Source organism: Paraconexibacter antarcticus, from assembly GCF_024220175.1.
GTDB classification, from domain to species: Bacteria; Actinomycetota; Thermoleophilia; order Solirubrobacterales; family Solirubrobacteraceae; genus Paraconexibacter; species Paraconexibacter antarcticus.
Window position 1 is genome coordinate 1,150,456 of the sequence record NZ_CP098502.1, and the last position, 24,144, is coordinate 1,174,599.

The window sequence follows — 24,144 nt, forward strand, 5'->3', positions numbered from 1 at the left end:
GTGGAGGGTCAGATCGTCGCCCGGAGCGCCTCGCCGTCCAGCGCATCGACGCCGCGGCGGATCCCGGTGCGGATGCAGGTGAAGGACGGCGTGTCCCGGGCGGTGTAGGCCGACGCCTCGGTCGTTCGCAGCCCCTGGACGAGGTCGAGGAAGTCCCCGATGTCGTCCGTGTCGAACGCGACGACGAACTCCTGGTCGTCGAGGCCGAACGAGTACGTCGTGTGGTTGTCGACGTTCGGGTACTCCCGGCCCATCTTGATGTGGCCCTGCATGATCTCCCAGCGCTGCGGGGCCGGCAGCGCGTACCAGGCGCGGGTCTTCACGAACGGGTAGACGAAGAGGTACTTCCCGTTGAACGGGCGCGCGACGAACCGCTCGTCGTCGGAGTACTCGCTCGACTTGCGCATCCCGAGGAACGAGTACGGCTGCGTGCACCACTTCGCGAGACCGCTCTGGGCGAGGACGACGTGGAACTCGTGGATGCGGTCGAGGTTCTCGGTCTCCGCGACGAGCATGAGGTCGGCGTCGCCGCGCGTCCCGACGAGCGAGAAGCCCTGCAGGAGGTGGTCGGTCGCGAAGTCCTCGCAGGCGGCGATGAACTCCGCCTTGTCCTGGGCGCGCTGCTCGGCCGGCAGCCGGCGCCAGGCCGCGTCCACCTTGAAGAAGGAGTACTTGACGAAGTGCCGCGGACCTGCGGCACGACCCGTTGGAGGAGTAACCGAGGACACCCGGAAAAGTATAGGTCCAGTGATGTCCCGTCCCCGTCTGGCGGCGCTTCTGGTCGCCCTCCTGGGGGCGATCGGCGCGCTCGGCCTCCCCGCGTCCGCCTCGGCGGCGCCCCGCGTCGTCCTCGCGTTCCTGCCCGCGGCCGGCACGCAGCCCGGGACGACGGGCCCGCCGCAGACGATCCTCGACATCCTCGGGGCCCGCAAGCAGCTGGCGATCGGCCTCTCGAGCTCGGTCCAGGGCAGCTACAACCGCGAGCAGGCCCTGCTCGACATCACGCAGGGCACCCGCACCTCGTCCGCCGCCTACAAGCCGCGGATCCCGGAGACGCTCACGTTCTTCACCGACGGCGAGGGCGGGGCGACGATGCTCGCGTGGCCGGAGATCCTGCGCCGTGCGGCCAGCGCCCCGGCCGAGATCCACCCCGGCACGCTCGCGTCGCTCGTCCCCGGCGGGGTCGGGTACGCCGGCGTCGACGGCAAGGAGCAGGTCGAGGCGATCGCGGCCGCCGACCGGGCCGGCCACGTCGCGGCCGTGTCGATCGGCCTCGCCGCCGACCTCCCGGCCCGGATCGCCGCGCTGCTGCAGGACCACCGCGTCGTCGTCGCCGGGCTCCCCGAGGGCGACAAGGGCGTGAAGGCCATGGACGCCCTCATCGCGGCCCGCCCGAAGGACGAGCTGCTCATCGTCCAGCAGGCGCCGCCCCCGACCACCGCGCCGCAGCTGCTCCGGACCGGCATCGCCGGCCTCGGCGCCACGAGCGGGCTCACCTCGCAGACGACCCACCAGAACGGCCTCATCGCGGGGATCGACCTGCTGCCGACGATCTTCCGGCACCTGCACCTGAAGGTCCCCAAGGACGTCAAGGGCCAGCCGATCGAGGCCAAGGGGCCGCGGAACGCGAAGAACCTTTCGGACTTCTCCCAGCGCCTGCGGGTCATCGGCTCGCGGCGCTTCCCGGCCCTCGAGACGATGCTCGCGATCTGGTTCGCCGTCCTGCTCGTCGCCGGGGTCCTCGCCGACCGGCGCGGCGTCCGCTGGGCCATGCGCGTCGGCGGCCTCGCGTGGTGCTGGGTCCTCACCGTGCTGCTCATCACGGGGGCGCTCGCGCCGTCCAAGACCTCCGAGCTCGCGCTCATCTCGCTGCTGAGCTTCGGGCTCGGCATCGCGACCGACGCGCTCGTGAGGTGGCCGCGGGCGATCTTCGTGCCCTGCGCCGCGACGGTCGTCGCGTACTCGCTCGACCTCGCCCGCGGCTCGGACCTCATCGTCCGCTCGCTGCTGGGCCCGAACCCGCGCTTCGGCTCCCGCTTTTACGGCCTCGGCAACGAGCTCGAGGCGAGCCTGCCGGTCCTCCTCTTCGTCGCGCTCGCCGTCCTGCTCCAGGGGCGCGGGCGCAGCCGCCAGGGCGCCATCACCTTCGGCGTCACCGGGCTCGTCTTCGGCGGGATCGTCGGGTCGGGCCGACTCGGCGCCGACGTCGGCGGCGTCCTCACGGTCGGCGCGGGGACGGCGGTCGCCGTGCTCTGCATGATCCCCGGGGCCCTGACGAAGCGGCGTCTTGCGCTCGCCGTGGCGGCGCCCGCGGCGGCGCTCGTCGCCCTCGCCGTCCTCGACGTGGTGACCGGCGGCGACAGCCACTTCACGCGCACGATCCTGCAGGCGGACGGCTCGCAGGCGCTGTGGGACGTCTTCAAGCGCCGGTACGAGCTGGCCTTCAACGTCCTCAAGCGCGGGCTCATGCCGTTCGCGACCGGCATCGCCCTGCTGGCGTGCGTGTACGGCGTGCGCTACCGCCGCCGGATCTACGCCTCGATCGGCGACGACGCGGCGTGGCAGGCCGCGATGTACGGGTCGCTGGCCGCCGGCGTCGCGGGGACGCTCTTCAACGATTCCGGCCCGTTGCTGCTGCTCTTCTCGACGTTCGTGCTCGCCGTCGTGTCCGCCTACGTGCGCGGTGAGCCGGGCCTCGACGACCGGGCCGTCGGGACCGGACAAGACATTCACGTTCCGACCAGGGATGCAGGGTAAGATGTCGAGGATGCGCATTGCGCTCGTTTCCCCCTATTCGTGGACGTACCCGGGAGGGGTCACGCGCCACATCGAGTCCCTCGCCCGCGAACTGCTCGAGCGGGGACACGACGTCCGCGTGCTCGCCCCGTACGACCCGTGCGACCGGATCTCGGCGCGGCTGCACCGCGGGCACTGGCCTGAGGACCGCCCGATGCCGGACTTCCTCGTCCCGCTCGGCCGCACCGTCGGCTTCCCGGCGAACGGCGCGGTGTCGAACCTCGCTGCGTCGCCGTCGGCGATCGCCCGCGCGCGCCGCGAGCTCGAGACCGGCGGCTACGACGTCGTGCACATCCACGAGCCGGTCGCGCCCCTCGTCGGCTGGGACACGCTGTGCTCGAGCGACGTCCCGCTCGTCGGCACGTTCCACTGCTACTCCGACAACGCCGTCTCCAACGGCATCGCGTCGCTCATCGGCGCGCGCCGCCGCCTGAACCAGCTGAAGGCGCGCATCGCGGTCTCCGAGGCCGCCGCCTGGACCGGCGTCCGCTTCTACGGCGGGCGCTACCGCGTCGTCCCGAACGGCGTCGACCTCCCGGCCGTCCGGCCCGAGCCGCCCGCGGCACGACCGCTGAGCGACGCCGCGCCGCTGCGCATCGCCTTCGTCGGCCAGGCCGTCGAGCGCAAGGGGCTCCCCATCCTCCTGCGGGCCTTCGAGGCCCTACGCGACCACGTCCCGGCCGAGCTCACCCTCGTCGGCGTGACCGACGAGGACGTGCGCCCGATCCTCGAGGACCTCCGCGGCGTCACCGCCCTCGGCAAGGTCGACGACGCGACGAAGGAGTCCGTCCTGCGCGACGCCGACGTCCTCGCCGCGCCGTCGCTCGGCGGCGAGAGCTTCGGCATGGTCCTCACCGAGGCGTTCGCCCACGGGACCCCGGTCGTCGCCTCCGACATCCCCGGCTACCGCGACGTCGTCCGCGAGGGCGTCGACGGCGTCCTCGTCCCGCGCGGCGACGCGACGGCGCTCGCCGAGGCGCTCCGCGACCTCGGGCTCGACCCCGAGCGCCGCCGCGCGATGGCGGTCGCCGCCGTCGAGCACGCCGACCGCTACGCCTGGCCCCGCGTCGCGGACGAGGTCCTCGAGACCTACCGCGAGGCGATCGCCGTCAAGGATCCCGAGACGTTCCGCGCCCGCCTCGCCGTCCGCAGCGGCCTCCGCGTCGCCGACGGCCTCCCGCGCATCCCGGCCACGCACCTGGCGTCGCTCGAGACCGACGTCGCCAACCGCTCCCGGGCCGGTCGTGCCGCCCTGCGCCGCGCCGCGATGGCCCTCGCGCTGCTCGCCGGCATCGCCGCCTCCTTCTTCGCGCTGCAGCGCATCGGCATCTCGCGCATCGGCGACTCGCTCCTCGCGTCCAGCCCACCGTGGGTGCTCGCCGCGCTCGGGCTCATGTGCCTGTCGATGGTCATCCGCGCCGTCGCCTGGCACGCGATCCTCCAGGCGGCGCTGCCGTCGGCACACATCAAACGCTCCGACGCGCTCCAGGGGACGTTCATCGGCGTCCTCATGTCCGCGACGCTCCCGGCTCGCCTCGGCGAGCCGGCCCGCGCGATGATCGTCGCGCGCCGCATCGGCCGCCCGAAGGAGACACTCCCGGTCGTCGCCGGCTCACTCGTCGCGCAGACGCTGCTGAACATCGTCGCCCTGCTCGTCCTCGGCGTGACGATGTTCTCGACGGTCCACTACTTCGACGGCCGGCACGCCGCCCTCATCGCGTTCGCGGTGGCGCCCGTCGCGATGCTGCTCGCGGTCCTCGTCGCCCCGGCGCTGCTGCGCTCAGGCCTGCCGAGCCGCTCCGAGCGCGTCGCCCGCGTCGTGAAGCAGGCCCGTGCCGCGTCGGCTCAGGTCCGCGACGGCCTCGCCGTCTTCCGCAGCCCGCGCCTCGGCACGATCGCGACCGTCGCGCAGCTCGGCGCGTGGGGCATCCAGTGGATGTCGTGCTACGTGCTGCTCGTCGCCTTCGGGCTCGATCACAACGCCGGCATCGGGGCCGCCGCCGCCGTCCTCTTCGCGGTGAACGTCACCGCCGTGCTGCCCGCGACCCCGTCGAACGTCGGCGTCTTCCAGGCGGCGTGCGTCGCCGTCCTCACCCACGCCTACGGCGTCGGGTACGCGGACGCGCTCGGCTACGGGATCATCCTGCAGGCGGTCGAGATCGCGACCGCCGTCGTCATGGGCACGCCCGCCCTGCTCCGCGAAGGCCTGACGTGGAAGGACGTCCGCCTCCGCGCGATGCACGTCTCGCCGGTCGAGCTCCCGCCGCTCCCGGCCCCGCGCAGCGGCGAGGCCTACGAGCTCGACGTCTAGCCCGGGCCCGCCCAGGGGTCAGGTCGCGAGGGCGGCGCAGACGGCGTCGAGCGTCGCCGACTTCGCCGTGATGAGGCGCTGCGCGCAGTCGGCGAGCGCCTCGATGTTGGCGGGGTCGGCGTCGTCCAGGGCGTCGGACGCGGTGTCCAGGCGGCACTGCAGCCGCGTGTAGCCCTCGCCGAGGACGTGCTGAAGCTGGTAGTCGACGGTGTCGGCGACCCCGTCGAAGACGACGTCGAGGATCGGCCGCGCCCACTCGACGAGCCCCCAGTGGACCGCCTGCGCGTACGGCATCTCGTGGGTCTGGGTGCCGGTCCCGAGCGAGAGGACCGTGATCGGCGTGCCGGGCGCGAGCCGCACGGCCTCGGCGTACGCGCACATCGCCGGGTTGTTCGCGAAGACGCCGCCGTCGGCGAGCGTCAGCGGGGCGCCGCCGCCGGGCGGGTGGACGAGCACGGGCGGGAAGTACGTCGGGGCCGCGGCGGTCGCGAGCGCGACGGTCTTCAGCTCGAGGTCGCGCTCGGGCTCACCCGCGGTGCGCCAGCTCTTGAAGAAGTACGGCGCGCGGCCCTGGAGGTCGTAGGAGGTCGCCAGGAGCCTCGTCGTCGCATCGCCGAGCCGTGCCTCGCCGAGGTAGTCGTGGAGGACGTCCTTCAGGGGCTGCGGGTCGTGGCGGGCGTGGGCCAGCCCGTCGGCGCTCACGACCCGCTGCCACAGCGAGCGGTGGAAGATGCGCGGGCCCTCGGCGCGGTACAGGTCGACGAGCGCCGCCGCCGTCCGCGGGGACGGCGCGGTGAGGGCGCAGGCGAGGATGCCTCCCGTCGAGGTCCCGGCCACGAGGTCGAACAGGTCCGCGATCCGCCGGCCCGTCCGCGCCTCGACCTCCGCGAGGACCATCGCCGGGATGATCCCGCGGATCCCGCCGCCGTCGATGCTCAGCACCCTCACGCGCCGAGCCTACCCCGAGACGCGCCGGCGTTCCGAGGCCTGACGGGACATGTGGGCGCGCAGCGTGGCCTACCCGAGGAAGGCCTCCGCCAGGTCGAGCTCCTCGTCGGGGACGAGGTTCGGGACCGTCGCCTCGGCGAGCGGCACGAGCTCGATGCGGGGGCCGCGGAGCGCCGCCATCGTCCCGAAGCGCCGCTCGTGGACGGCGAGGTGCGCGCGCTGGCCCATGCGGCTCGCGAGCACGCGGTCGTAGGCGGTCGCCGTGCCGCCGCGCTGCACGTGCCCGAGGACGACGACCCGCGTCTCGGCGCGGGTGCGCGCCTCGAGCTCCCCCTCGAGCCAGTGGCCGATCCCGCCGAGCAGCGGGCGCCCGAGCGGGTCGGTGCGGCCCTTCGTCACGAGCTCGCCGTCCTTGGCCGTGGCGCCCTCGGCGACGACGATGATCGAGAAGCCGCGCCCGCGCCCGCGCCGTGCGAGGACCCGCGCGGCGACGTCCGCGACGTCGAAGGGCCGCTCGGGGACGAGGATGACGTCGGCGCCGCCGGCGAGCCCGGCGTGCAGCGCGATCCAGCCGGCGTTGCGCCCCATCACCTCGACGATGAGGTTGCGGTAGTGGCTCTCGGCGGTCGTGTGCAGGCGGTCGATCGCCGCCGCCGCGATGTGGACGGCGGTGTCGAAGCCGAACGTGCGGTCCGTCCCCGAGATGTCGTTGTCGATCGTCTTCGGGACGCCGACGATCGGGAACTCGCCCGCGAGCTCGTTCGCCGCGAAGAGCGTCCCGTTGCCGCCGACGGCGATGAAGCCGTCGAGGCGCTGCTCCTCGAACCGGCGGCGCACGACGTCACGGTGCTCGAGCGCGCTGCGGCGGGAGGTCCCGAGGATCGTGCCGCCGCGGGGGAGGATGCCGGCGACCCTCTCGATCGGCAGCTCGACCGTCGCCCCGTCGAGGACGCCGCCCCACCCGTCCCGGAAGCCGACGATCTCGTCGCCGTGCAGGTGCGCGCTGCGCACGACCGCGCGGATGACGGCGTTCAGGCCCGGGCAGTCGCCGCCGCCGGTGAGGATGCCGATGCGCATGGCCCGCAGCTTCGCGAGGACGGCGGCGTCGCGCAACGACGAGCGGGCCGAACCGGCGGTCCGGCAGCGAATGCCACCCATCCGGTGGGGTTCGCTGTCGCCTTACGGCTACGCGGCGGACAGTGCCGCGTCGGGCGCGCTCGTGGGCGCCGCGGCCGGGGTGACCGCGTGGAGGATGACCCGCCCGCCGTCGCCCGGGGTCAGCGTGATCATCCGGCGGCGGGCCGGCATCGCGGGCCCGGCCGGGCTGACCGTGAAGCGGCGGGCCGACTCGCGCAGGACGACCCGCATCTCGAGCAGCGCGAACGCCGCCCCGAGGCACCGCCGGCGGCCGCCGCCGAACGGCAGCCACGTGTACGTCCCCGGCTTCTCGTCGAGGAAGCGCTCGGGCCGGAAGGCGAACGGCTGCGGGTACACCGCCGGGTCGTGGTGCATGAGGTACGCGCTGCCGATGAGGACGACCCCGGGCGGGTAGGTGTGGCCGCCGATCGTGATCTCCTGCTTCACGAGCCGCGGCTCCGGGTTCGGGAGCGTCGTCCGGCGCCGGAGGACCTCGTTGATCGTCGCGTTCAGGTACCGCTCGTCGCCCTCGGCGAGGCGGGTCTGCACGTGCGGGGCGCGGGCGAGCTGTTCGAAGGCGAAGGCGAGGGAGGACGCCGTCGTCTCGTGCCCGGCGACGAGCGCGGTCATCAGCTCGTCGCGGATCTCCGTGTCGGACATCGGCGAGCCGTCGTCGTGACGGGCGGCGAGGAGCGTCGCGAGGATGTCCCCGCGCCCGGTGTCGCCCTCGGCGCGCCGCTCGGCCATGAGCGCGTAGACGTCCTCGTCGACGGCGGCGCGGTCCCGCTCGAACCGGCCCACGGACCCGTGTCCGGACAGGCGCTTCTGCACGGGTGGCAGCATCGCGATCGGGTTGTCCATGAACACGAGGATCGCGCTGAGGCGCTCGCGCAGCCGGTCCAGCCGCGGTCCCTCGTCGAGGCCGAAGACCGCGCGCAGGATGATCTCGAGGGTGAGCTGCTGCAGGCGGTCGTGGAGGACGATCGGCTCCTCGGCCGGCCAGGAGTCGAGCTCGCGCTCGGTGAGCTCCTCCATCAGGCCGGTGAGCTGCTGCATCCGGTCCCCGTGGAAGGCCGGGAGCATGAGCTTGCGCTGCTCGAGGTGGACGTCGCCGTCCAGGAGGATCACCGAGTTCGGCCCGAGGAGCGGCTCGAGGAGCCGCGCACCCTCGCCGGGATGCAGGACGTCGGCCGGGGCCGTGACGAGCTGGCGGATCTCGTCCGGGTCGGTGAGGACGACGAACGGCGGCTGCCCGAGGAGCTTCATCGTGAAGCGCGAGCCGTACCTCGCGCGCAGCCGACCGAGGTAGCCGGTCGGCCGCTTCATCCAGCCGAGCGTCTGGAACGCGGCGGGCAGGCGTGGACCGGGCGGGAGCGGATCGGCGGCCATGTCGCCATGTTCGCCGATCCGCGCCGCCTCGTGGGGTGGGGCGTGTCAGACGACGCGGAGCGCGCCGCGCCCGCGCCGTCCTACGGGGCCGGCTGTGCCTCGGGGCGCGCGAGCGCCTCGTCCTCGATCGGGCCCTCGACGGGGTCGGAGTCCAGGAGGTCCGCCTGCACGAGCGTGGCGTCGCGGCGGGTGCCGCGGATGATCTCGTCGGGCGAGCCGTCCGGCAGCAGGCGCCCGTTGCGCATCCCGTAGTAGATCGACTGCGGATGGTGGACGACCATCGCCAGCGTCGACTGCTCGGGCTCGGGGGCGTACCCGTGGCTGATGTTCATGCCGATCTGGCCGATGTCGAGGAGCTTCGCGACCTTCTCGTGCTCGGACTGCTCCGGCACGGCCGGGTAGCCCCAGGAGAGGCGGCGGCCCTGCGTCTCCGGGATGCCGAACCAGCCGCGCACCTTCCAGTGCAACCACTCCGACAGCCCTTCGGCGGTCTGCACGCCGAGGCCGTGGACGAAGAGCTGCTCGGCGAACTCGCCGTCCTGCTCGAGCTTCGCCATCACCTCGGTGACCTCGGACCCGACCGTCAGCGCCTGCACGGCGACGACGTCGAGGTCCTCGGGCGGCTCGCCGTCGACCGCGGGTCGGAAGAAGTCGGCGGTCGCCATGCGGTCGCCCTTCTGCTGGCGCGGCGTGACGAAGCGCGTGAGCTCGGTCCTGCGGTCCTCGGAGTCGAGGACGACGACGTCGTTGCCGTCCGCGTAGCAGGGGAAGAAGCCGATCAGGGCGCGGGGATGCAGGTAGGTCTGCTCGGCCCACATGCGCTCCAGGCGGGGGAGGAAGCCCTCCTCCTCGCCGTCGCCCTCGATGAGGGCGCGCCAGGCGTCGCCCTTCACGCCGCGCCCGCCCCAGTGGAGCTTGAAGAGCACGTGCGTGTCGAGGTGCCGGTAGAGCTCGTCCATGTCCACGGGGATCTCGCGGACGCCCCAGAAGGGCGGCTCCGGGATCGGGACGTCGGTGCGCACCGCGGAGCGGACGGAGGCGTCCGTCGTCGGCGGGAGGTCCTCGACGACCTCGACCCGGTGGCGGGTGGCGTCGGCCGCGGCGATGACCTCGGCGACGAGCGCCTCGCGCTTGTCGGGCTCGACGAGCTGGTCCATCACGGCCAGGCCCTCGAAGGCGTCCTTGCAGTAGAAGGCGCCCGGGGCGTAGACCGTGTCGTCCTCCTTGCCGTTGACGTACAGCGCGCGGTGCGTGAAGGCGCGGTTGATCGCCGCGCCGCCGAGCAGCACGGGGATCTCGTCGCCCTGGCGGTGGAGCTCCTGCAGGGCCAGCGGCATCTGCTTGGAGGTCGACACGAGCAGCGCGGACAGCCCGATGGCGTCGGCCTTGTGCTCGCGCGCGGCGTCGACGATCGTCTGGACCGGGACCTGCTTGCCGAGGTCGACGACCGTGTAGCCGTTGTTCGTGAGGATCGTGTTGACGAGCGACTTGCCGATGTCGTGCACGTCGCCGAAGACGGTCGCGAGGACGACGGTCCCCTTCGTGTAGTCGGCGGTCCGCTCGAGGTAGTGCTCGAGCTGCGCGACGGCCTTCTTCATGACCTCCGCGGACTGCAGCACGAAGGGCAGGATGAGCTCGCCGGCGCCGAACTTGTCGCCGACCTCCTTCATCGCGGGCAGCAGCACGTCGTTGAGCGTCGGGACGGCTCCGATCTTCTCGACCGAGCGGTCGATCTGGGCCTCCACGCCGTCCTTCTTGCGGCGCAGGATGTGGAAGTGCAGTGCCTCCTCGGGCTCCATGCCCTCGGTCGGGTTCGCGGGGCCCTCGGCCTCCGCGGTCGCGCCCTTGGACTCGAAGTGCTGGATGAAGCGCTCGAGCGCATCCTCGCGCCGGTTGTAGACGAGGTCGTCGGCGAGCTGCCGCTCCTCCTCGTCGATCTCCGAGTAGGGCGTGATGTGGTTCGGGTTGACCATCGCGAGGTCGAGCCCCGCCTCCACGCAGTGGTAGAGGAAGACGGAGTTCAGGACCGAGCGCGCGGGCAGCCCGACGCCGAAGGAGACGTTGGAGACGCCGAGCGACGTCTTCACGCCCGGGATCTCCGCCTTGACGCGGCGGATGCCCTCGATCGTCTCGACCGCGGACGGCTTCCACTCGTCGTCGCCGGTCGTCAGCGTGAAGGTCAGGACGTCGAAGATGAGCAGCTCGGGGTCGAGGCCGTGCTCGTCGCAGCACAGCTCCTTCAGCCGCTTGGCGATCTCGACCTTGCGGTCGGCCGTCTTCGCCATGCCGACCTCGTCGATCGTGAGCGCGATCAGTGCCGCACCGTGCTCGATCGCCATCGGGACGACCTTGTCGAGCTTGTCGCGGCCGGCCTCGAGGTTGATCGAGTTGACGATCGCGCGGCCCGGGATCTGGTCGAGGGCCATCGAGATGACGTCGGGCTCGGTCGAGTCGATCTGGATGGGGGAGGGCTGCGTGAGGCTGACGCGCTTGGCGACCTCGCGCATCTGCTCGTCCTCGTCGGTGCGCTCGGTCAGCGCGACGCAGAGGTCCAGGATGTGGGCGCCGCCCTCCACCTGGTCCTCGGCGATCTGCTGAATGCCGTCGTAGTCGTCGGCGAGGAGCATCTCCTTCGCCTTGCGCGAACCCTGGGAGTTGACGCGCTCGCCGACGATCGTCGGGGCGGGCTCCTGGACGAGCGGCGTCGCCGTGATCATCGAGGAGACCATCGGCGGGCCGGCCTTCGGCCGCGTGAAGTCGGTGCGCGCGGGGCGGCAGGCCTCCGCGATCGCCTTGATGTGCTCCGGCGTCGTACCGCAGCAGCCGCCGACGATCGAGACGCCGTAGCGCTCGACGAAGTCCTTCAGCGAGGCGGCGAGCGGCTCGGGCTTCTCGGGGAAGATCGTCTCGCCGTCGGGGCCCTGCTGGGGGATGCCGGCGTTCGGGATGCAGTGGACCGGCACCGGCGAGTTCTCGCCGAGGTAGCGGATCGCGTCGCGCATGTCCTCGGGGCCCGTCGAGCAGTTCAGGCCGATGACGTCGACCTTCAGGGCCGTGAGGGTCGTGAGGACCGACGCGATGTCGGTGCCGAGCAGCATCTTGCCGCCGTTGGGCAGCAGGGAGACGGAGATCTGCAGCGGGACCTTGCGGCCGACGGTCTTCATCGCCTCGCGGGCGCCGAAGATCGCGGCCTTGACCTCGAGGATGTCCTGCGCGGTCTCGATGATGATGAGGTCGACGCCGCCCTTGATGAGGCCCTCGGCCTGCTCGGCGAAGACCGCCACGAGCTCGCGGAAGCGGATCATGCCGAGCGTCGGGTCGTCCGAGGCGGGGAGGAAGCCCGTGGGCCCGATCGACCCCGCGACGTAGCGGTCCTCGCCGACCGCCTTGCGCGCGATCTCGGCGGCCTTGATGTTGATCTCCATCGTGTGGTCGGCCAGACCCCACTCCTCGAGCTTCAGGCGGCTGGCCTGGAAGGTGTCGGTCTCGACGACGTCGGCGCCGGCCTCCACCATCGTGCGGTGGAGCTTCTCGATGATGTCCGGGCGGTTGAGGACGAGCGCCTCGTGCGCGCGGCCGGGGAGCTTGTAGTCGTCCTCGAGCGACAGGTCCCACATCTCGAGGGTCGCGCCCATGCCGCCGTCGAAGACGATGACCTGCTCGCGGGTGGCCTTCAGATAGTCACGCATCACCCGGGAACTCTATCGCAACCTTGACACGGTTGTGGCAAGGTTGCCGGATCTGCGCCCGGAGGGCTCGATCCGGTCGGGAGATCGGCCCAGGGGGCGATCATCCCACCGTCAGCGCCGACTGACAGCTGCCGCAGGACAGGTCTGCGTGAGCTGACAGTCGGCGGTGCGCGGGGGGCGAATCCGGCGGGCCCGGTGCCTAGTGTGGTCATGACCTCGATGCCCGCCTCCCCCGACATCCTCGACATCGACGCGGCCGCCGCCGCGCACCTCCACGCCCTCGCCGGCCCGGACGCGGTCTTCCGCGAGGGCCAGCTCGAGGCGATCCGTGACCTCGTGGCGGACCGCGCGCGCGTGCTGTGCGTCCAGCGCACCGGCTGGGGCAAGAGCGCCGTCTACTTCGTCGCCACCGCCCTGCTGCGATCCGATCCCACCCATCCCAGCGGCCCGACCCTCATCGTCTCGCCGCTGCTCGCGCTCATGCGCAACCAGATCGCCGCGGCGGAGCGGCTGGGCATCCGCGCGCGGACGATCAACTCGACGAACGTGGGGGAGTGGCGCGACGTGCAGGAGGCGCTCGCCCGCGACGAGGTCGACCTCCTGCTCATCTCGCCCGAGCGGCTCAACCACCCGCGCTTCCGGGACGAGATGCTGCCGCTCTTCGCGCAGGCGATCGGCCTGCTCGTCGTCGACGAGGCGCACTGCGTCAGCGACTGGGGGCACGACTTCCGGCCCGACTACCGGCGCATCCGCGACATGATCGGGCGGCTGCCCGCCGGCGTCGCGGTGCTCGGCACGACGGCGACCGCGAACGACCGCGTCGTCGCCGACGTGACCGAGCAGCTCGCGGCCGGCGACGAGCGCGCGCTGCGGGTCTACCGCGGGCCGCTCGGACGGTCGTCGCTGCGCCTCGAGGTCTGCGAGCTGCCGTCGCAGGCGGCGCGCCTCGCGTGGCTCGTGCAGGTGCTGCCGACGCTCGAGGGCTCGGGCATCGTCTACACGCTCACCAAGCGGGACGCCGACCAGGTCGCCGCGTTCCTCTCCGAGCACGGCGTGCCGGCCGCGGCGTACTCGGGGGACCAGCCGTCGGACGAGCGGATCGTCATCGAGGACCGGCTTCTGCGGGACGACCTGAAGGCCGTCGTCGCCACCAGCGCGCTGGGGATGGGCTACGACAAGGCGGACCTGCGCTTCGTCGTCCACTTCCAGGCGCCCGGCTCGGTCATCGCCTACTACCAGCAGGTCGGCCGCGCGGGGCGCGGCGTCGAGCACGCCGACGTCGTCCTGCTCCGCGGCCGCGAGGACCGGCGCATCCAGGACTTCTTCATCGAGCAGGCCTTCCCGCGGCGCGAGCACGTCGACCGGGTGCTCGAGGCGCTCTCCTCCGGCGACGGCGCGACGGTCCCGCAGCTGCAGTCGCTCGTGAACCTCGGGCGCGGACGCCTGGAGGCGATGCTGAAGATCCTCGAGGTCGAGGGCGCCGTCGCAAAGGACGGCACGCGCTGGCGGACGACCGGCGCGGACTGGGTCTACGACGCCGAGCGGTACGCCCAGATCACGGCGCTGCGCCGGGCCGAGCAGGCCGCGATGGCCGCGCTCGGCGCCGACGGGCGCTGCCTCATGCGCGCGCTGCAGGAGGAGCTCGACGATCCGGACCCGGCCGACTGCGGGCGCTGCTCGGTGTGCACGGCGCCGCGCTACGACGTCGAGCCCGACCCGGCGCTCGTCGCCGCCGCGACGCGGACGCTGCGCTCGCGGCCGCTGACGCTCGACCCCAAGAAGATGGCCCCCGACCGGGAGACCGGGGCGATGAAGAAGCTGCCGGTCGACGTGCTCGTCGAGGAGGGCCGGGCGCTCGCGCGGGCCGGCGACGACGGCTGGGACCCGCTCATCCGGGCCGGGCTCGACGGCGGGCGCGTGAGCGACGAGCTCGTGCAGGCGCTCGCCGACCTCGTGCGCGACTGGCGGCCGGACGTCGGCTGGGTCGCGGCGGTCCCGTCGCGGCGCGAGGGCGACCCGGTGAGCGACGTCGCCGCACGGGTCGCGGCCGCGCTCGGGCTGCCGTTCGCGCCGGTGGTGTCGCGGGCCGATCCGGCGCGGCCGCCCCAGTCGCGGATGCGAAACGCGGCGCAGCAGGCCGAGAACGTCCGCGGCGCCTTCGCCGTGGGCGGGGACGTGCCGGCGGGCGGCTGCCTGCTCGTCGATGACCTGCGGCAGTCGGGCTGGACGCTCGCGATGGTGGGCGGCCAGCTGCGGCGGCGCGGGGCGCCCGCGGTGTACCCGCTGGCGCTGCGCTCGAGCTTCTAGGGACGGCGGGACGCCGCGGCCGGCGCTACGCCACCGTCCAGGTGTCGCCCGCGTGGAGCAGCCCGTCGAGCTGCTCCGCCGACGGGACCGCGGGTGGGGGCGTGTCGCTGGCGTAGACGTGGCGCTCGACGTCGCGGAACACGCCGATCGGCGTCGGGCCGTCCGGGTGGGACGCGAGGCGCGAGAGCGCGAAGGCGAGCGCCGGGTTCTCACGGGTCGGGTCGTGGACGACGATGCTCGCCTCGTCTGCCGCGGCGAGGTCGACGATCGCGAGGTCACCGTCGGCGCCGTGGACGACCGCGCGGCGCCGGTCCTCGGGGCCGAAGACGACGGGCTCGCCCGCGACGAGGCGGATCTGGTTCAGCGCGGCGTGGTCCTTGTCGGTGAGCTCGGCGAACGCGCCGTCGTTGAACACCGGGCAGTTCTGGTAGATCTCGACGAGCGAGGCGCCCGGGTGCGCGGCGGCCGCGCGCAGCGTGGCGGCGAGGTGCTTCTTGTCCTTGTCGAGCGTCCGGGCGACGAAGCTCGCGTCGGCCCCGAGCGCGAGCGACACCGGGTTGAACGGCGCGTCGCTCGAGCCGAACGGCGTCGACTTCGTCACCTTGCCGCGCTCAGACGTCGGGGAGGCCTGACCCTTCGTCAGCCCGTAGATCTGGTTGTTGAAGAGGAGGATGTTCACCGGCACGTTGCGGCGCAGCGCGTGGATGAGGTGGTTGCCGCCGATCGAGAGGGCGTCGCCGTCGCCGGTGACGACCCAGATCGAGAGGTCCTCACGCGCGGTCGCGAGGCCGGTGGCGAGCGCCGGCCCGCGGCCGTGGATGCCGTGCATCCCGTACGTGTCCATGTAGTACGAGAAGCGCCCCGCGCAGCCGATGCCGCTGACGAAGACGATCTGCTCGGGCGGGATGCCGAGCTCGGGCATGAAGCCCTGCACGGCCGCGAGGATCGCGTAGTCGCCGCAGCCCGGGCACCAGCGGGTCTCCGCGTCGGACTGGAAGTCGGCCTTCGTGTACGTCGTCTCGACGGTGCTCATGAGGTGCGCTCCAGGATGGCCTGCTCGATCTCGGGGGCGAAGAGCGGCCGGCCCTCGACCCTGCTGTAGGACTCGATGTCGACGAGGTACTTCGCCCGCAGCACCATCGCGAGCTGCCCGCAGTTCATCTCCGGCAGCAGCACGCGGTCGTAGGACCGGAGCACGTCGCCGAGGTTCTCCGGCAGCGGGTTGAGGTTGTGCAGATGCGCGGTCGCGACCTTCGCCCCGGACTCGCGGGCGCGGCGGGCGCCGGCCCGGATCGCCCCGCGGCTCGAGCCCCAGCCGAGGACGAGCAGCGTCGCGTCCTCGTCGCCGTGGACCTCGACGTCCGGTACCTCGATGCCCGCGACCTTCGCCGCGCGGAGGTCGGTCATCCGCTGGTGGTTCGGGCCCTCGTAGGAGATCGCGCCGGTGAGGTCGGCCTTCTCGAGGCCGCCGATGCGGTGCTGGAGGCCGGGGGTGCCCGGGATCGCCCACGCGCGTGCGAGGTCGTCGTCGCGCGAGTAGGGGAGGAAGGGCTCGTCCGGCCCGGACGGCTTCGTCCGCAGGTGCGGATCGATTCCGGGGAGCTCGCCGACGTCGGGGATCTTCCACGGCTCGGAGGAGTTCGCGAGGAAGAGGTCGGTGAGGAGGATGACCGGCGTGCGGTAGCGGATCGCGATGCGGGCGGCCTCCAGCGCGGCGTCGAAGCACTGGCCCGGCGTCGACGCGGCGACGACCGGGATGGGCGACTCGCCGTGCCGGCCGTGCAGCGCCTGGAGCAGGTCGGACTGCTCGGTCTTCGTCGGCAGGCCCGTCGAGGGCCCGGCCCGCTGGACGTCGATGATGATCATCGGCAGCTCGAGCATGACGGCGAGGCCGATCGTCTCGGTCTTCAGGTCCATGCCGGGGCCGCTCGTCGAGGTCACCCCGAGGCTGCCGCCGAACGCGGCGCCGAGCGCGATCGACGCCGCGGCGATCTCGTCCTCCGCCTGCACGGTCCGGACCCCGAGCTTCGCGTGGCGCGAGAGCTCGTGGAGGAGCTCGGAGGCCGGCGTGATGGGGTACGCGCCGAGGACGAGCGGCAGGCCGCTCGCCGTGCTCGCGGCGATGAGCCCGAGCGCCGTCGTCTGCGTGCCGTTGACGTTGCGGTACGTGCCGGGCGGGACGTCGGTGGCGGCGGGGACGCTCACCTGCACGTCGATGAGCTCACTCGTCTCACCGAAGCTCCAGCCCGCCCGGAGGGCGGCGACGTTCGCGGCGGCGACGTGCGGCTTCTTCGCGAACTTCTCCTCGATCCACGCCTCGGTGTGGTCGAGCGGCCGGTCGTAGAGCCAGGAGATGAGGCCGAGGGCGAAGACGTTGCGGGACTTCTGCGCGTCGCGCGTCGTGACGTCCTCGAGGGCCTCGACGGCCGCCTGCGTCAGCGACGTCATCGGCACGCGCTTCACCGCGAAGGCGTCGAGCGAGTCGTCCTCGAGCGGGTTGCTCGTGTAGCCCGCCTTCTGGATCGCCCGGACCGTGAAGGCGTCCTCGTTCAGGATGATCGTCGCGCCGCGGTCGAGCAGGCCGAGATTCGCGCGCAGCGCCGCCGGGTTCATCGCGACGAGGACGTTCGGCCGGTCGCCGGGCGTGAGGATGTCGCGCGAGGCGAAGTGGATCTGGAAGGCGCTGACGCCGCCGATCGTGCCGGCCGGCGCGCGGATCTCGGCCGGGAAGTCGGGCAGCGTCGCGAGGTCGTTCCCGAAGGCGGCGGTCGCCGCGGTGAAGCGGTCCCCGGCCAGCTGCATCCCGTCTCCCGAGTCGCCCGCGAAGCGCACGACGACACGCTCGCGCACCTCCTGGCGCTTCGGCCGTCCCTCGACCATGCTCATGTGGACACGCTATCCGGACGGGTGGTCGGGTCGCCGGGTCTGGCGCGCGGACGTGACCCTCTCGGACCGTCACGATCTCCCGCACGGGGGAGACGCGAACGTGGTCGTTCGCCTCCGCGCTCCGGCGCGCCCCGGGTCAGCCGGCGCCGGGGACCGTCCCGCGCGCGAACCACGCCCGCGCGTCGAGCCCGAACGGGCCGTCGGGCAGGGAGGCGCGGCAGGTGGCGCGCAGCTCGGCCTGCCGCGCGGCGGGGAGTCCGAGGAGGTAAGCGCCCGCCGGCCCGATGCCGTAGGTGAACGGCTCCCAGAAGTCGTCGAAGCCCGGGTACTCGACGCGCACGACGAGCGGGTCCCCGCCGACGTCCTCCAGCCCCGCCGCCTGCAGCCGGGCGGCGATGTCGCCGTCGGCCGTCCCCGGCATCGCGCGCTCGCCCTCCACGGCGGGGTCGAGGGCCCGGGCCGCGTCCCAGAAGGTGCGGAACATCGCCATCCCGCCGGTCGCGGTGTCCCAGACGCAGGCGGCGACCGTGCCACCGGGCCGGGCGACGCGCACCATCTCGCGCACGCCCTGCTCCGGGTCGTCCATGAAGAGCAGGACGAGGCAGGCGAGGACGACGTCGAAGGACCCGTCCTCCCACGGCAGGGCCTCGGCCCCGCCGACGCGCACGTCGGCCCCCGGGTGGCGCTCGCCGCACACCGCGGCGAACTGGGCGGCGGGGTCGATCGCGGCGACGCGCTCGGCGCCGACCCGCCGCACGAGCTCGCCCGTCAGCGCGCCGGGGCCGCAGCCGACGTCGAGCACGCGCATCCCGGGCCCCACCCCGGCCGCGTCGGCGAGGGCCACGCCGAGCGGCCCGCTGTAGCGACCCATGAAGCGGTCGTAGTGCTCGGCCGGCGCGGCGAAGGACATCCCCCGATGAAACCACCGCTGTCCAGCCGCGGCGCGGTCCGTGCTCATCCCCGAACGCACGAGACCCCCGCCGGAGCAGGGGTCTCGCGCGCGACCGGGTGCTGCGGAGGCGCTACTTGATGAACAGCATCTCCGAGTACTTCGGGATCGGCCAGAAGTCGTCGGCGACGATCCGCTCGAGCCTGTCCGCCGCGCTGCGGACGGTCGTCATCGCGGGGATCACGGTGTCACGCATGTAGGTCGCGTGCTTCACGCCGCCGTCGGGGCCGTCGTGGTCGTTGGCCTTCTCGAGGACGAAGATCCCGTCGATGAGCTCCTCGGTGAGCGCGGCGAGCTCCTCGCTCAGGCGGGTGAGGCCCGGGCCGGAGCCGGCGTGGCGCAGGAGCTCCGCCTGGCGGAGGGCCGCCGGGAGGATCATCGTGCGGGCCATCGTCGCGGTCGTCTCGGCCTCGATGTTGAGCTTCGACGAGTACTGCTCGACGAAGACCTCGTACCGGGACTCGAGCTCGCGCTTGGAGAGGACCTTGTACTTCTTGAACGTGTCGACGGTCTGCTTGTTGATGATCCACGGAAGCGCGTCGGGGGTCGTCGGCAGGTTGTAGAGGCCGCGCTTCTCGGCCTCCTTGTGCCACGCCTCCGAGTAGCCGTTGCCGTCGAAGCAGATCTCCTTGTCGGCCGCCCAGACCTCCTTCACGACGGCCGAGACCGCCTTGAAGATGTCGCCCTTGGCGGTCTTGAGCTCCTTGGAGAGCTGCCCGGTGAGCTCATCGAGCGACTCGGCGGTGATCGTGTTGAGGACCGTGTTCACGAAGCCGAGCGACATGCTCGACCCGACCGCGCGGAACTCGAAGCGGTTGCCGGTGAACGCGAACGGCGAGGTGCGGTTGCGGTCGCCGCCGTCCTTCGGCAGCTGCGGGAGGACGTCGGTGCCGAGCCCCATGAGGCCCTTCTTGACGCCGGTGCCCTTGCCCGTCGCGATCATCTCGAAGGCGTTCTCGAGCTCCTTGCCGAGGAAGATCGAGATGATCGCCGGCGGCGCCTCGTTCGCGCCGAGGCGGTGGTCCTGGCCGACGTTCGCGACCGACGCGCGCAGGAGCGCCTGGTGCTTCTTGACCGCCTTGATGACGGCGGCGCAGAAGAACAGGAACTGCGCGTTCGTCTCCGGGGTGTCGCCGGGAGCGAGGAGGTTGTGACCGGTGTCGGTCCCCATCGCCCAGTTGTTGTGCTTGCCCGAGCCGTTGACGCCGGCGAACGGCTTCTCGTGCAGGAGGCAGATGAGGCCGTACTTGCGCGCGACGTTCTGCAGGACCTGCATCGTGAGCTGCTGGTGATCGGACGAGATGTTCGAGTTCTCGAAGATCGGCGCGAGCTCGTACTGGGCCGGGGCGACCTCGTTGTGACGGGTCTTGATCGGGATGCCGAGCTTCGACAGCTCCTCCTCGACCTCCATCATGTACGCGAGGACGCGCTCGGGGATCGAGCCGAAGTAGTGCTCGTCGAGCTCCTGGCCCTTGGGCGGCTGGGCGCCGAAGAGCGTGCGGCCCGTCGTGTAGAGGTCGGGGCGCTCGAAGTAGTACTGCTCGTCGATGAGGAAGTACTCCTGCTCCGGGCCGACCGTCGTGTAGATCCGCGAGGCGTCGGTCTCGCCGAGGAGCTGGAGCGCCTTGATGCCGGCGTTCGACAGCGCGTCCATCGAGCGCAGCAGCGGGATCTTGTGGTCGAGCGCCTCACCGGTCCACGACACGAACGCCGTGGGGATGCAGAGCAGGGCGCCGTTCGGGTTCGGCATGACGAACGCCGGGGACGTCGGGTCCCACGCGGTGTAGCCGCGGGCCTCGAAGGTCACGCGCAGGCCGCCCGTGGGGAAGGAGGACGCGTCCGGCTCGCCCTGGATGAGCTCCTTGCCCGAGAACTCCGCCATGGCCGTGCCGTCGCCGACCGGCTCGAAGAAGCCGTCGTGCTTCTCGGCGGTGAGGTTCGTCAGCGGCTGGAACCAGTGCGTGTAGTGCGTCGCGCCCTTCTCCATCGCCCACTCGCGCATCGCCTGCGCGACGGTGTCGGCGAGGCCGGCGTCGAGCCCGGTCCCCTCGGCGAGGGCGGCCTGGAGGGCCTTGAACGCACCCTTGGGCAGACGCTCGCGCTGGACGGCGGTGGAGAAGACGTTCTCGCCGAAGACCGACGCGCCGGGGAGGGTGAGGTCCGTCGACCCCAGTGCGCCGCCGTTGGCGCTCCACTGGGCGGCGTAGACGTTGTGCTGACGGGTCTTGTTCATTGGGGGCTTCAGTCCTCCTGAAGGGTTCGGATCCAGGCGTCGCGGGTCACAGACGGGCCACACCGCGCGCGTGACGAGCACGGCACAGTAGATCGCTCTCGCCATCGGCACCTTATCCCGGTGGCCAAAAGGTCGCGAAGCGGGTTCGCCCCCGCGTAGGACAGGCCGGAGAACGGCGATCGACCGGCTGGCGAAACCCCCCTGCCGATCTTTCGACACGGGGCTAAAGAGGTCGCAGGGCCCGAGGCGGAGTATGCGGTCCGCTACTCGACCCAGGAGGACGTATGCGACGTACAACGGTGGCCCGCGGGCTCACCTTCGGCCTGTTGGCCATGCTGATCACCCCGACCGTGGCGTCGGCCCAGAACTACTTCCAGGCGCTCCCGCCGGACAAGGGGTTCCCGGACTCCGTCGGCATCAACTCGACGTGGGTGATCGTCGCCGGACTGCTCGTCATGTTCATGCAGGTCGGCTTCATGTTCCTCGAGATCGGCTTCTCCCGCGGGAAGAACGCCGGCACCGTCGTCGCGAAGATCCTCACCAACTTCTCGATCGCTGCTCTCGCCTACTGGGCCGTGGGCTTCGCGTTCGCGTTCGGTGGTCCCGCCAACCACGTCATCGGGACCCACGGGTTCTTCCTCCAGGGCTTCAGCGATCCGCTGAAGACCTTCCCGATCATGGGCTTCTCGGACGCCACGATACAGGCGAAGTTCTTCTTCCAGTTCGTCTTCTGCGCCGTGTCGCTCGCGATCGTCTGGGGCACGACCCTGGAGCGCATCAAGTTCGGCGTCTACGTCATCTACGGCACGATCTTCGCGGCCGTCATCTACCCGATCGTCTCGGGCTGGGTCTTCGGCGGCGGCTGGCTGCAGACGAAGGTCCACGCGCAGGACTTCGCCGGCTCCTCGGCGGTCCACCTGATCGGCGCGACCGGCGCCCTGGCGGCGGTCCTCCACCTCGGGCCGCGCAAGGGCAAGTTCGGCCCCGATGGCAAGCCGCGGGCGATCCCCGGCCACAACATGCCGCTGTTCGGCCTCGCCTGCCTCGTGCTGTGGTTCGGCTGGTTCGGGTTCAACCCGGGCTCGACCCTCAACGCGCTCGACGGTCGCTTCACGCAGGTCGTCGTCGTGACGAACCTCGCGGCGGCCGCCGGCGTCATCGGCGCCATCCTCACCGCGTACAAGGTCACGAAGACGATCGACATCGGCATGGCCGGCAACGGCGCGATCGGCGCCCTCGTCGCGATCACCGCCGGCTCCGGCTACGTCTCCTCGTGGGGCGGCGTCGTGATCGGCTTCATCGCGGGCGTCATCGTCCCGCTCGGCGTCTACGCGATCGACAAGAAGATCGACGACCCGGTCGGCGCGCTCACCGCCCACGGCCTCTGCGGTATCTGGGGCACCCTGGCCTGCGGCATCTTCACGGTGCCGTCCCTGGCCGCCTTCAACACCGTCGGTGACGGCGGGCTCGTGTACACGGGCAACTTCACCCAGCTCGGCCGTCAGGCCATCTGCGTGGCGGTCGTGTTCGGCGTGGTGTTCGTGGCCTCCTATCTGATCTTCGCGATCATCAAGGCGACCTACGGCATGCGGGTGTCGGAGGACGAGGAGGACGCCGGCCTCGACATCTCCGAGCACGGCATGTACGGGTACCCGGAGCAGTTCATCCCCGCCCCTGAGCTCGTGGGCTACGGTGCCATGCCGAAGGCTGTGTACTCAGCCTCGTCCACCACGAGCACGCAGGAGGTGCCCGCATGAAGAAGATCGAGGCGTACATCCGCCACGAGGCGTTCGAGCCGATCCGGCTCGAGCTCCTCGGGCTGGGCTTCCCCTCGCTGACCATCAGCGAGGTCAAGGGGTCCGGCCGGCAGAAGGGCATCACGGAGCGCTACCGCGGCGCGGAGCTGACCAACTACCTCCGGCCGAAGGTGAAGCTGGAGTGCGTGGTCGCCGAGGGCGACGTGCAGACGATCGTCGACACGATCCTCAAGCACGGCCGCACAGGCGCGGTGGGCGACGGCAAGGTGTTCGTCTGCCCGGTGGAAGAGGCCTACCGGGTCCGCACCGGCGAGTCCGGTGAGGACATCCTCCAGGCCCATCCGGACGCGGCGGCCACCGCCTAGCTCCGGACGCACGACGTGTCCGCGGGCGGGAGCCAGGCCGAGGCCGAGCCCCTGTCCCGCGGAACCCGTCCGCCGCACCGCCGCCGTACCCGCGTCACCCCGCCCGTCCCCCTCGCCAGGAACCACCACCACATCCTCCCCTTGTCCGCCGCCCCCAGCCACGGCACGTCGACCCCGCCGCCCGACGGCCTCGTCCAGCGTCTTCGCGAGATCCACCTGCAGATGGTCGAGGCGGTGCTCGGCGGCGACGGCCTCGATCGCGTCGCCCGCCTCGCCGCGGACGCCGCGGGCGCCCCGGTCGCGATCGTCATCCCGCGCCTTGGCGCCATCGCCGTCGGGGTCTCCGCCACCTCGCAGCCCGCGCCCTCCGACGACGAGCAGGCCGCCCTGCGCCGCTACGTCGCCGACCGCGCGAAGGACCGGCCGGGTCCCGTGCCGCCGAGCATCGTGACCGAGGTGCCGATCGCCTCGGGCGACGACGTCGTCGGCGCCGTCATCCTGCTCGCCGGCGGCACGCCGACCGCCGACGCGGCGGAGTACCTCCACCTCGCCGCCGTCGCCTCGCTCACCGAGGTCGCGATCGAGGAGGCGAAGGAGGAGGTCGAGCAGAACCTGCGCGGCTCCTTCCTCGAGGACCTCCGCTCGCGGCCGGACCTCGAGCCGCGCGAGATCGTCCGCCGGGCCGGGCGCCTCGGCTGCGACCTCTCGCGCGGCGCCGTGGTGCTCTGCGCCGAGCTGACGACGGACCGCCCGCGGCACGTCGTCGCCCTCATCGGCGGCGAGTACCCCGGCGCGCTCGCCCAGCACATGGACGACCGCGTCTACGCGGTCCTCCCGGCGACCGGCGGCGACGACGCCCCCGAGGCGACGCTCGAGCGCGGCCGCCGCCTCGCCGAGCGGCTGCGCCGGCACGGCACCGTCGGCCTCTCGAGCTTCTACGCCGACCCGGGGGAGTTCTCCCGCGCCGTGCAGGAGGCCGAGCTCGTCCTCGAGGTCCTGCGCCAGAGCGACGCCCCGATCGCCCAGGACATCGGGACCGGCACCTACCGGCTGCTCTTCCGCGTCCTCGCCTCGCACCCCGAGGAGGTGCGGTCGTTCTACGAGGACACCGTGGCGCCGATCGTCCGCTACGACGACCAGTACCGCACCGACCTCGTCGGGACGCTCGAGTCCTACCTCGAGCAGAACTGCAACATGAACGCGACGGCGGCGGCGATCTACGCCCACCGGCACACGGTCGCCTACCGGCTGGAGCGCGTGAAGGAGCTCACGCAGCTCGACCCGATGCTCAGCGAGGACCGCGAGCGCCTCGGGCTCGGCCTCAAGGCCTACCGCATCATCGCGCCGCGACTGCCGAAATGATCGCGGTCCGCCCCC

Annotated in this window: 15 protein-coding genes; 6 read left to right on the forward strand and 9 right to left on the reverse strand. The window is 72.2% G+C overall.

Annotation, left to right across the window (positions count from 1 at the left end):
- Positions 1-8: 8 nt before the first annotated feature.
- Positions 9-656 carry a chlorite dismutase family protein gene (locus NBH00_RS05825; protein WP_254572408.1) on the reverse strand — a complete coding sequence of 216 codons (648 nt, stop codon included), beginning with the start codon at positions 654-656 and terminating at the stop codon, positions 9-11.
- A gap of 94 nt (positions 657-750) precedes the next feature.
- Here NBH00_RS05825 and NBH00_RS05830 point away from each other — a divergent pair, with 94 nt between their 5' ends.
- Complete coding sequence (locus tag NBH00_RS05830) at positions 751-2,757, forward strand: hypothetical protein (RefSeq protein WP_254572409.1); 2,007 nt, start codon at positions 751-753, stop codon at positions 2,755-2,757.
- 10 nt (positions 2,758-2,767) lie between these two features.
- Positions 2,768-5,107, forward strand: a complete 2,340-nt coding sequence (locus tag NBH00_RS05835) for a lysylphosphatidylglycerol synthase domain-containing protein (RefSeq protein ID WP_254572410.1) — start codon at positions 2,768-2,770, stop codon at positions 5,105-5,107.
- Positions 5,108-5,125: 18 nt separating this feature from the next.
- Here the strand turns inward: NBH00_RS05835 and NBH00_RS05840 are convergent, their stop codons facing one another.
- The 4 genes from NBH00_RS05840 to NBH00_RS05855 form a co-directional block, all read right to left on the reverse strand.
- Positions 5,126-6,055, reverse strand: coding sequence for a CBASS cGAMP-activated phospholipase (locus NBH00_RS05840; protein WP_254572411.1), 930 nt, complete (start codon positions 6,053-6,055; stop codon positions 5,126-5,128).
- 69 nt (positions 6,056-6,124) lie between these two features.
- Positions 6,125-7,132, reverse strand: coding sequence for a 6-phosphofructokinase (locus NBH00_RS05845; protein WP_367401303.1), 1,008 nt, complete (start codon positions 7,130-7,132; stop codon positions 6,125-6,127).
- Between the two features lie 108 nt (positions 7,133-7,240).
- Entirely contained in the window at positions 7,241-8,581 is a 1,341-nt protein-coding gene (locus NBH00_RS05850; RefSeq protein WP_254572413.1) for a cytochrome P450, read from the reverse strand.
- Positions 8,582-8,661: 80 nt separating this feature from the next.
- A complete protein-coding gene (locus NBH00_RS05855; protein ID WP_254572414.1) occupies positions 8,662-12,270 on the reverse strand; it encodes a methionine synthase in 3,609 nt (1,202 codons plus the stop codon).
- 219 nt (positions 12,271-12,489) lie between these two features.
- Here NBH00_RS05855 and NBH00_RS05860 point away from each other — a divergent pair, with 219 nt between their 5' ends.
- The gene (locus NBH00_RS05860) at positions 12,490-14,577 is read left to right on the forward strand and encodes a RecQ family ATP-dependent DNA helicase (RefSeq protein WP_254572415.1); all 2,088 of its coding nucleotides are present in this window, start codon (positions 12,490-12,492) and stop codon (positions 14,575-14,577) included.
- A 25-nt stretch (positions 14,578-14,602) separates the two neighbouring features.
- Here NBH00_RS05860 and NBH00_RS05865 read toward each other — a convergent pair whose 3' ends face one another.
- The 4 genes from NBH00_RS05865 to NBH00_RS05880 all read right to left on the reverse strand — a co-directional run bounded on the left by NBH00_RS05865 (position 14,603) and on the right by NBH00_RS05880 (position 20,645).
- A complete protein-coding gene (locus NBH00_RS05865; protein ID WP_254572416.1) occupies positions 14,603-15,610 on the reverse strand; it encodes a 2-oxoacid:ferredoxin oxidoreductase subunit beta in 1,008 nt (335 codons plus the stop codon).
- Positions 15,607-17,463: a 2-oxoacid:acceptor oxidoreductase subunit alpha gene (locus NBH00_RS05870; RefSeq protein ID WP_254572417.1), complete on the reverse strand. Its 1,857-nt coding sequence runs from the start codon at positions 17,461-17,463 to the stop codon at positions 15,607-15,609. The genes NBH00_RS05865 and NBH00_RS05870 overlap by 4 nt, the downstream gene beginning before the upstream one ends.
- Before the next feature lie 136 nt (positions 17,464-17,599).
- On the reverse strand, positions 17,600-18,373 hold the full coding sequence (locus NBH00_RS05875; protein ID WP_254572418.1) for a class I SAM-dependent methyltransferase: 774 nt from the start codon (positions 18,371-18,373) through the stop codon (positions 17,600-17,602).
- Between the two features lie 112 nt (positions 18,374-18,485).
- Positions 18,486-20,645: a glutamine synthetase III family protein gene (locus tag NBH00_RS05880; protein WP_254572419.1), complete on the reverse strand. Its 2,160-nt coding sequence runs from the start codon at positions 20,643-20,645 to the stop codon at positions 18,486-18,488.
- 299 nt (positions 20,646-20,944) lie between these two features.
- Between NBH00_RS05880 and NBH00_RS05885 the strand changes: the two genes are divergently transcribed.
- The 3 genes from NBH00_RS05885 (at position 20,945) to NBH00_RS05895 (ending at position 24,129) form a co-directional block, all read left to right on the forward strand.
- Positions 20,945-22,402, forward strand: coding sequence for an ammonium transporter (locus tag NBH00_RS05885; RefSeq protein WP_254572420.1), 1,458 nt, complete (start codon positions 20,945-20,947; stop codon positions 22,400-22,402).
- The gene (locus NBH00_RS05890) at positions 22,399-22,767 is read left to right on the forward strand and encodes a P-II family nitrogen regulator (protein WP_254572421.1); all 369 of its coding nucleotides are present in this window, start codon (positions 22,399-22,401) and stop codon (positions 22,765-22,767) included. Before NBH00_RS05885 ends, NBH00_RS05890 begins: the two co-directional genes overlap by 4 nt.
- A gap of 141 nt (positions 22,768-22,908) precedes the next feature.
- On the forward strand, positions 22,909-24,129 hold the full coding sequence (locus NBH00_RS05895) for a PucR family transcriptional regulator (RefSeq protein ID WP_254572422.1): 1,221 nt from the start codon (positions 22,909-22,911) through the stop codon (positions 24,127-24,129).
- Positions 24,130-24,144 lie beyond the last annotated feature (15 nt).